9 protein-coding genes and 2 pseudogenes are annotated in these 7,179 nt (G+C 70.6%); 10 read left to right on the top strand and 1 reads right to left on the bottom strand.

All coding sequences use genetic code 11. The features are described 5' to 3' along the window. The 10 genes and pseudogenes from ACFQ7F_RS44835 to ACFQ7F_RS44790 form a co-directional block, all read left to right on the top strand. A pseudogene (locus tag ACFQ7F_RS44835) lies at positions 1-245 on the top strand (hypothetical protein); the annotation flags it as partial. A 20-nt stretch (positions 246-265) separates the two neighbouring features. Further along, positions 266-649 (top strand): hypothetical protein, encoded by a 384-nt coding sequence (locus tag ACFQ7F_RS44830; protein ID WP_383285211.1) that lies wholly within the window; start codon positions 266-268, stop codon positions 647-649. Then, positions 646-1,449 (top strand): DUF317 domain-containing protein, encoded by an 804-nt coding sequence (locus ACFQ7F_RS44825; RefSeq protein ID WP_383285208.1) that lies wholly within the window; start codon positions 646-648, stop codon positions 1,447-1,449. Before ACFQ7F_RS44830 ends, ACFQ7F_RS44825 begins: the two co-directional genes overlap by 4 nt. Positions 1,450-1,476: 27 nt before the next feature. Then, positions 1,477-1,839: a hypothetical protein gene (locus ACFQ7F_RS44820; RefSeq protein ID WP_383285206.1), complete on the top strand. Its 363-nt coding sequence runs from the start codon at positions 1,477-1,479 to the stop codon at positions 1,837-1,839. Then, entirely contained in the window at positions 1,830-2,651 is an 822-nt protein-coding gene (locus ACFQ7F_RS44815; RefSeq protein ID WP_383285203.1) for a DUF317 domain-containing protein, read from the top strand. The genes ACFQ7F_RS44820 and ACFQ7F_RS44815 overlap by 10 nt, the downstream gene beginning before the upstream one ends. A gap of 73 nt (positions 2,652-2,724) precedes the next feature. Further along, positions 2,725-3,237 carry a hypothetical protein gene (locus tag ACFQ7F_RS44810; RefSeq protein ID WP_383285200.1) on the top strand — a complete coding sequence of 171 codons (513 nt, stop codon included), beginning with the start codon at positions 2,725-2,727 and terminating at the stop codon, positions 3,235-3,237. A gap of 2 nt (positions 3,238-3,239) precedes the next feature. After that, positions 3,240-3,614 carry a DUF317 domain-containing protein gene (locus ACFQ7F_RS44805; protein ID WP_383285197.1) on the top strand — a complete coding sequence of 125 codons (375 nt, stop codon included), beginning with the start codon at positions 3,240-3,242 and terminating at the stop codon, positions 3,612-3,614. 39 nt (positions 3,615-3,653) lie between these two features. Then, a pseudogene (locus tag ACFQ7F_RS44800) lies at positions 3,654-3,806 on the top strand (DUF317 domain-containing protein); the annotation flags it as partial. A 9-nt stretch (positions 3,807-3,815) separates the two neighbouring features. Further along, complete coding sequence (locus ACFQ7F_RS44795; RefSeq protein ID WP_383285194.1) at positions 3,816-4,016, top strand: hypothetical protein; 201 nt, start codon at positions 3,816-3,818, stop codon at positions 4,014-4,016. Between the two features lie 33 nt (positions 4,017-4,049). Next, complete coding sequence (locus ACFQ7F_RS44790; RefSeq protein ID WP_383285191.1) at positions 4,050-5,837, top strand: type IV secretory system conjugative DNA transfer family protein; 1,788 nt, start codon at positions 4,050-4,052, stop codon at positions 5,835-5,837. A gap of 163 nt (positions 5,838-6,000) precedes the next feature. On the opposite strand, the gene ACFQ7F_RS44785 is transcribed toward ACFQ7F_RS44790, so the two are convergent. Continuing rightward, a complete protein-coding gene (locus ACFQ7F_RS44785) occupies positions 6,001-6,258 on the bottom strand; it encodes a hypothetical protein (protein WP_383285188.1) in 258 nt (85 codons plus the stop codon). Positions 6,259-7,179 lie beyond the last annotated feature (921 nt).

Raw genomic sequence — 7,179 nt, 5'->3', positions numbered from 1 at the left:
GGCGCCCCGCCCCCCCGCGGGCCCCCCCCGCCCACACCGCCCGATCCCCGGAGAAACCCGTCACCGCCCGCACACCCCCACCGATCAGCCACCGGCTCACACCCCGACTCGCGACCGCCCTGTTCCGCCGCTACCTGCGCGCCTGCACCCCGACCGGCCCCGACCGCACCTCCCCGCCGGCCGGAGCCCGCCCCAAGGCCGTCCTCGCTGAGTCCCAGCGCATGGGCCACCGTCACCACTACTGACCTCCCCGACCTGGAGGAACATGACTCACCCCACTCCGTATCCGGTGCGGCTGGCCGATGAGATCACCCGCCAGCTCGGCCAGCTCGCCGACCACCTCTCGCAGCTTCCCCCGCCCCAGGCCGCGCAGGTCATCGCCCGCGTTCTCGACCCGGACAGCGGAGTCCTCGGCGGCGTCACCCACCTCGTCGCCACCAGCAGCATGTTCGCCAAGGACCAGGCCGAGCGAGGCGCTCTGCCCGCGGAAGTGTGGCTCGCTCTGGGCCGCGCCTCGAACGAACTGCACGACATCACCCTCGCCCTGGATGACCACCAAGACACCCTCAAGCGCGTCGGCACCCAGCCCGCCACCACTGCGGCGAAACCCCCGGCACCCGCACCGCTCGTCGTCCGGCGGCGCCGGTGAAGAAGCAGCAGTGGCAGGGCTGGGGGCCAGGCGAGCAGCCCGAGCAGCACCACCTCGTGCAGCCCCGTTCCCTGGCCGGCGGCGGCGACGTCCGGCACGTCTCGGAGTTCCTGCGCGCCTCGGGCTGGCGGGACAAATCCAAGACGGGCGGCCCCATGCTCATGGAGAGCCCGGACCGCACGGTCCGGGTCGCCTACGACCCCTACGTCCTGCCCGGCGGGTGGACCATCCACGGCAAGGCAGACGGTCCCAACGGCGAGTGGTCGGCGCACCTGGGGCGGCAGACGCCGGTGGAGATCGTCGCCGGTCTGACTGACGCCCTCCACCGTCCCCGATCCGCCCACGCCCCCAACATTTGGGCACCGTTGCAGGAGCAGGACTGGCACACGCGTGTCGAGGGCGACGACTACACGGCGACCAGCCCCGACGGCACCGCGTGGATGCAGTACCGCCAGGGCGCCGACGGCTCGGCGATGTGGTGGACCGGAGCGAGGGACACCCAGGGCAACGGCTGGACGGCCGACTTCACGCCGAACACGCCGATGCACCTGGTGCAAGCCTTCTCGACCGAACTCGCCGGCCCCGATCCCGTGATGCGCCCGCGCGGACGCGTGCCGCACAGCACGCAGATCCGTACCTGGTCCGTCTCCGTCAAACCCTCCCAGCTCAGGGCGTGGCAGCAGGCCCGGATCGCCGCCGCCCGCGCCGCCACCTGGGCCTGTAACAGCGCCCGCAGTACCCGTCCGCGCACCAGCGCCCGTCCCTCCACCCCGGCCGGCGGCGCCCGGACCCGCCGCTGACCCGCAACCCCCGTTCCAAGGAGCCCGATGCCCGCACTCACCCCGGACACCATCCGAACCCTGACCGAAGCACTGTCGGACCTCACCGACTACCTGCGCGAGAACCCCGACCCCGCTGAAGCCCACGCCCTCGTCGAGCCTCTCCTGGACGAATACACGGGCCTTCCCGTCCAATTCGCCGACACCCTGCGCGCCCTCGGCCGCGCCGTGCAGGACCACCCCGACACACCACGCGGTGCGGCCACCGACCTCCTGGTCGACGAATTGCGCACCGCCGCCGGGGAGCAGGCCGACCAGCACACCCTGCACTACGTCCTGGACGACCTCCGCGACCTGTACGGCAGCGGCAGCGCCGCCCCGAGCGAGCCGGAGTGCTGCTGGTGGCGGTGAGCGAAGGGCAGCTCGCCGCCTTCGCCGACCAGCACGCCTGGCAGATCCCGTTCGACACCAGCCCCCGCCACCTCGCCGGGCCAGGAGATGCCCGCCACGTCACCCACGGCCTGGCCGCCGCCGGATGGAAGGCCGTCTCCGACCCGCTGAGTGCCGAGATCGTGCTGCGCAGCCCCGACCTTCGCCACCGGCTCCAGTTCGACCCGCAGTCCGCCACCTCCGCGTGGTGGCGGCTGCGGGCCGAGCCCACCGACCACGAGCCGGGCTGGTACGCCGAGTTCGGCGAACGCGTGCCCGCCGAGGTCCTCACCGGCTTCACCGACGCCCTCATCGCCGCGCCGCCCCAGGAACTGGACCCGTGGCAACCGGTCACCTCGGCGGGCTGGCACCGCGCCCCCGACGGCACAGCACGCTCGCCAGATTCCATGTGTCACATCAACCTGCGCCCGCTGAGTGAATTCCGCGATCAGCCGTCCTGGCACGTCGAGGCCCGCGAGCCCGGCCACGGAGAGTTTCCCGGCCCGCGCATCTGGCACGCCTACTTCGACGAGCACACCCCCGCCCACCTGGTCGCATCGTTCCTCACCACGCTGGTCGACCCCAGCCCGCTCCAGCGCGGCATGTACGACCGCACCGGCCACTACAGCGCCGTACAGGAGCCCAGCCCGCCGCGCCCACAGCAGGTGGTCGACGCCCACACCACGCGCCTCAAAGCCCTCCGCGCGCAAGCACGCTCCACCCGCAGGCAGCAGACGAAACCCGCGACGCCCCCGGCGAACACCGGCCCAGCCCGGCTGGCTGCCCGCCGTTGAACCGACAGGACTTGACCTCATCTCCATCGACCAACACGCACACCGCGACTTCCTACGCCACCTCGACCACTACGTGACGGACAGCAAGAAAATCCTCGACGCCTGGGACGCCTACTCCGAGGCGCACACCGACCTCGACGGCTGGCCCCACGACGACCACGCCTACGGCCTGCGTGCCAGCCAGCGCGATGCCGACACCCTCACGGCGTTCGAGCCGCTCCGCTACGGCGCCCGCCACCTGCTGGACACGGCCCAGACACAGCTGGCCCAGCTGGCGGAGAACACGGTCCAGAGCCGCTGGGGCTACCAGTTGGGCGTTCTGGGCGATGCCCTCGACCAGCTCGACGAACTGCACGAGCAGTGGCTGGAAACCCGAGACGCCCTCCCCCTCACCGCCAAACCCGGCACCACCGACTTCGACGACGCTCTCGCCGAGCATCACGCCGAATCATGGAGCTACCTCGACGACTGGGCCACCCACGGCAAGGCCCTCCAGGAGATCAACACCGCCGCCCGCAAGGCCCGTTCACCGCTGGCCCCCGCACCGGCCCGCGTACCCGCCCGGCGCACCGCGGCTCGGAAGTGACCGTGCCCCCGACTCCCGAGACCGTCGGGGTCGACTTCATCGCACCTCGTCACCTGGCCGGCGGCGGTGATCCCGCCTGGGTCACTGTCCCCCTCCACCGCGCCTGCGGCTGGAGCTACGGCAACGACCCTCTGATGCCCCGCGTGATCCTTTCCAGCCCCGACCAGAAGGCGCTCCTGCGCCTGGAGCCCGACCCCAACGGTCAGTGGTGGACCCTCCAGCACACACCAGAGCCCGGCCGGCCCGCCTGGTCCGCGAGCTTCGGTGCCCACACCCCCGGCGAACTCATCGCCGCCATCACCGACACCCTCACCGACCCGGTCTCAGTGGCGAGCCCGGTCTGTGACCCGTACGAACCGCTCCAGCAGGTCGGCTGATCACCGTACGGGGACAACGGCCTCGTATCGCCCGACAAGACGGCGTACGTCGAGCGCCTGGGAACACCGAATGATCCAGGAGCCTGGTTCGTCACCGTCACGCTCGGCCTGCATAAGCGGCTATGGCAGGCCCGCTTCGACGCAGCCACCCCTGCACACCTGATCGCCGCGTTCACCACCGCCCTCGCCGATCCGGCCCCCGTGCCACGCGCCGACGCTCTGCGCAGCCGCCCGCCAGACAGCCCCAAGCTCATCACCGTCACCCGCCGCGAAATACCCGCCGTACAGATCGCCTCCGCCCTGGAAGAGCGCGTCCACTCCCTCGCCGCCCGGCGCGCCAGCCCACCGGTGATCCCGAACTCCGTGCGACATCCAGCGGTCAAGAACGGCCGCAGCCGCTGACCCCCTTCGTCCCCGCCCGGAAGCACGAAACCCTTGCCCCCCTCCTCCAGCAACTCCACCGACGGGTACGACCTCGTCCTGCGCCTCCTGTTCGGAGTGCTCGCGATCGTCGTCCCGCTGTCCCACCTCGCCTGGCTGTCCGGCAACATCACCGCCTACCTCACCGACGCCGCCTGGGCGCCGTACCAGCCGACCAACGCCCTGCTCCACCCCGAACGGCTGTGGCCCCGGGCAGGGGAAACGTCCCTGCTGATCGGCACCCGCATCGTGCCCGTGCTCCTCCTCCTGGCCCTCGGAGCAGCGGCCGGCGTCCTGTGGGCCCGGCACAAGAACCGCAGCGGCGGACGGAAGAAGATCACAGACATGGCCAAGGCCCGGGACATCGAGCCGCTGATGGCCAAGGCGATCACCACCAAGGCCCGTTCCCTGCGCCCGAGCCTGAAGGACGCCAAGCGCATCGACGCGAAGGACACCGGCATCCTGCTCGGCAACCTCCAAGGCAGCCGCCACGAGGTGCGGATGGGCTTCGAGGACGTCGCCGTCGCGATCATGGCTCCCCGGTCCGGCAAGACCACTTCACTCGCCATCCCCTCCATGCTCGCCGCACCCGGCCCGGTCCTGCTGACCTCGAACAAGGCCGCCGGTGACGCCTTCACCACCGCCTACGCCGCCCGAGCCGAGGCCGGGCGGGTGTGGACGATGGACCCGCAGCAGATCGCCCACGCTGCCCGCGAGATGTGGTGGAATCCCCTCGCCAGCGCGAAAACCCTCGACGGCGCGGGCAGGTTGGCGGGCCACTTCCTGGCCGCGAGCGTCGACGCGAGCGCGCAGGGCGACTTCTGGAGCAAGGCCGGCAGCAACATCCTGAGCCAGCTGCTCCTGGCCGCCGCCCTCGACGAGAGGCCGATCACCGACATCATGGCCTGGCTCGCCTTCCCCGCCGACCGCACCCCGCTCGACATCCTCCGTGACCATGGATTCGCTGCCGTCGCCGCCCAGCTCAAGGGCACCGTCGAGGGGCCGCCGGAGACCAGGGACGGCATCTTCGAAACCGCCCGCCAGTACGCCGCCGCACTGCTCAACTCCGAGATCGCGGCCTGGGTGACCCCACAGAAGGACGTCGCCGAGTTCCGCCCCGCGCAGTTCGTCACCTCCACCGACACGTTGTTCCTGCTGAGCAAGGACGGCGGCGGCGGGGCAAGCGCGTTGATCGCGGCGTGCGCGGACTCGGTGATGCGGGCCGCGACCGCCCAAGCTGAGCGCGCGGGCGGCAGGCTTGACCCGCCGATGCTGGCGATCCTCGACGAGGCCGCCAACGTCTGCAAAATCAGCGACTTGCCGGACCTCTACTCCCACCTCGGCAGCCGCGGCATCATCCCGATCACGATCCTCCAGTCCTACCGGCAGGGCCAGAAGGTCTGGGGGGACGCCGGCATGGACGCCATGTGGTCCGCCTCCACCGTGAAGGTCATCGGGGCAGGTATCGACGACCCGGACTTCGCCGACAAGCTGTCTAGGCTGATCGGCGACCACGACGTGGAGACCACCTCCACCTCACACTCCGAGTCCGGCAAGTCGACCTCAGTGTCGATGCGCCAGGAGCGGATCCTGCCCGCCGACGCCATCCGCGCCCTGCCCAAGGGCACCGCGCTCTGCTTCGCCACCGGCATGCGCGCCGCCATGCTCGACCTGCGCCCGTGGTACCTCGAACCCGGGGCAGAGGACCTGTCCGCCTCCTCCGCCCGCGCGTCGAAGGCCATCACCACCCGCGCCGTCGCCAAGCACGCCCCCCAGCAGGACGACTACGGCACCACCGCGTAACCCTCTCCCGCTTCCACCCGTCAGCCGGGCGGCTTCGCCCGTTCCCTTCCCTGGAGTACGCAGTGCAGTTCATCGACCTGGCCGAGCAGACTCGCCTCCTCATCCGGCTCCGCTCGTGATCGCGGAGACGGGTCCAGTGGGGACGCCCAGGCCGGTATCTCGGTCAGGCGTCTTCGGGGTCCAGCTCGAAGATGAAATAGATGCCCAGCACGTAGGGCTCGTCCTCGCCGTGCTGGAAATCCCATGAAAGATCTGCCAAGCGGACGTTGTGTTCACCCACCCACTCATGGGCCTTCCTGAAGGAATCCGCGGCAGTTGCGGCGAAGAACAGCTTCCTGGCAATGGGATGCACTTGACTATCGGCGTCCGTGTCGTCGAAGCCCTCCGGAACGTCCAGGCAGAGGTCGGGATCGAGCTTCATGGGCTGAACTCTTTTCAGTCGGTTACCGGTACGAGTCGACAGAGGCTGATCCTCTGAGCACGACGCCCGATAAGACCACCGGGCACCTGGACGGGTTGCTTCTGGCGACCGAGCGGAGAGGCGCCTCAGCCAGTGGTCGCGGCCGGTGTCGCGGCAGCGGCCGAAGCCGGCCTGCCGGTCGTGCCCACCCCCGCAGCGAGCCCCTAGTAGTTACTGGCGGGTTACTTGTTCCCTGGCGTCCGAGCTGGGACTAGCGGGCCTGATCCCGGTGCGGTTGCTTTGCGCCGCCGTGCCTGGGAATGCGCCCTGCCCTGCATGCCTCTCAAGAGGCAAAATGTACTGCGACTGTTCTCCACGCTGCGGAGTGACTATGAGCGATGCCGCTGAGCGAGTTCAGGTGGCCGGGGCGTCCGAGGACCACCAGCGGTTGCGCCTCCTCGCCCAACAGGCTTGCGACCGGGCCCGTAACCTGCAGGCGGAGACTGCGGAAATGCGGTTGCGGTCTCAGCAGATGCGCTGGAACGCGGCGGCTCGGCGTGAGCAGGCAAGGCAGACCGCCTCCGTCACATCACCGACGCCAGCACGGGCACAGGCCGCCGGGCCGCGCCGGCCCCACTGACCTCCGCCACCGCCAGAGGCCAGCCGCATGCAGGTGCCGACCAATTGCCACTTCCGATGCTCCAGCCTTCCTTCTACCCTCAAAGCAGGTGAAGTTGGGCTCTGGCCCACACCGTTGGCTCCCAGCCCCCGAGCCGTGACTGACTGCCGAGGCCCGCTAGAGCCGCATCGCCGACGACGCGGCTCCAGCCTCCGCCCTCCAGGTGCGACGGCCAGCGGGCGCGCACCGCCGGGAGGGCACCTCGCGCGGGGTCCGATCGAGGGGGAGCCTCGATCCCTCGCGCTCCCGGCCGCCGCCGCACC

It is taken from the genome of Streptomyces sp. NPDC056486 (assembly GCF_042795295.1).
Lineage (GTDB): Bacteria > Actinomycetota > Actinomycetes > Streptomycetales > Streptomycetaceae > Streptomyces.
This window is presented reverse-complemented; position numbering and strand designations above follow the sequence as displayed.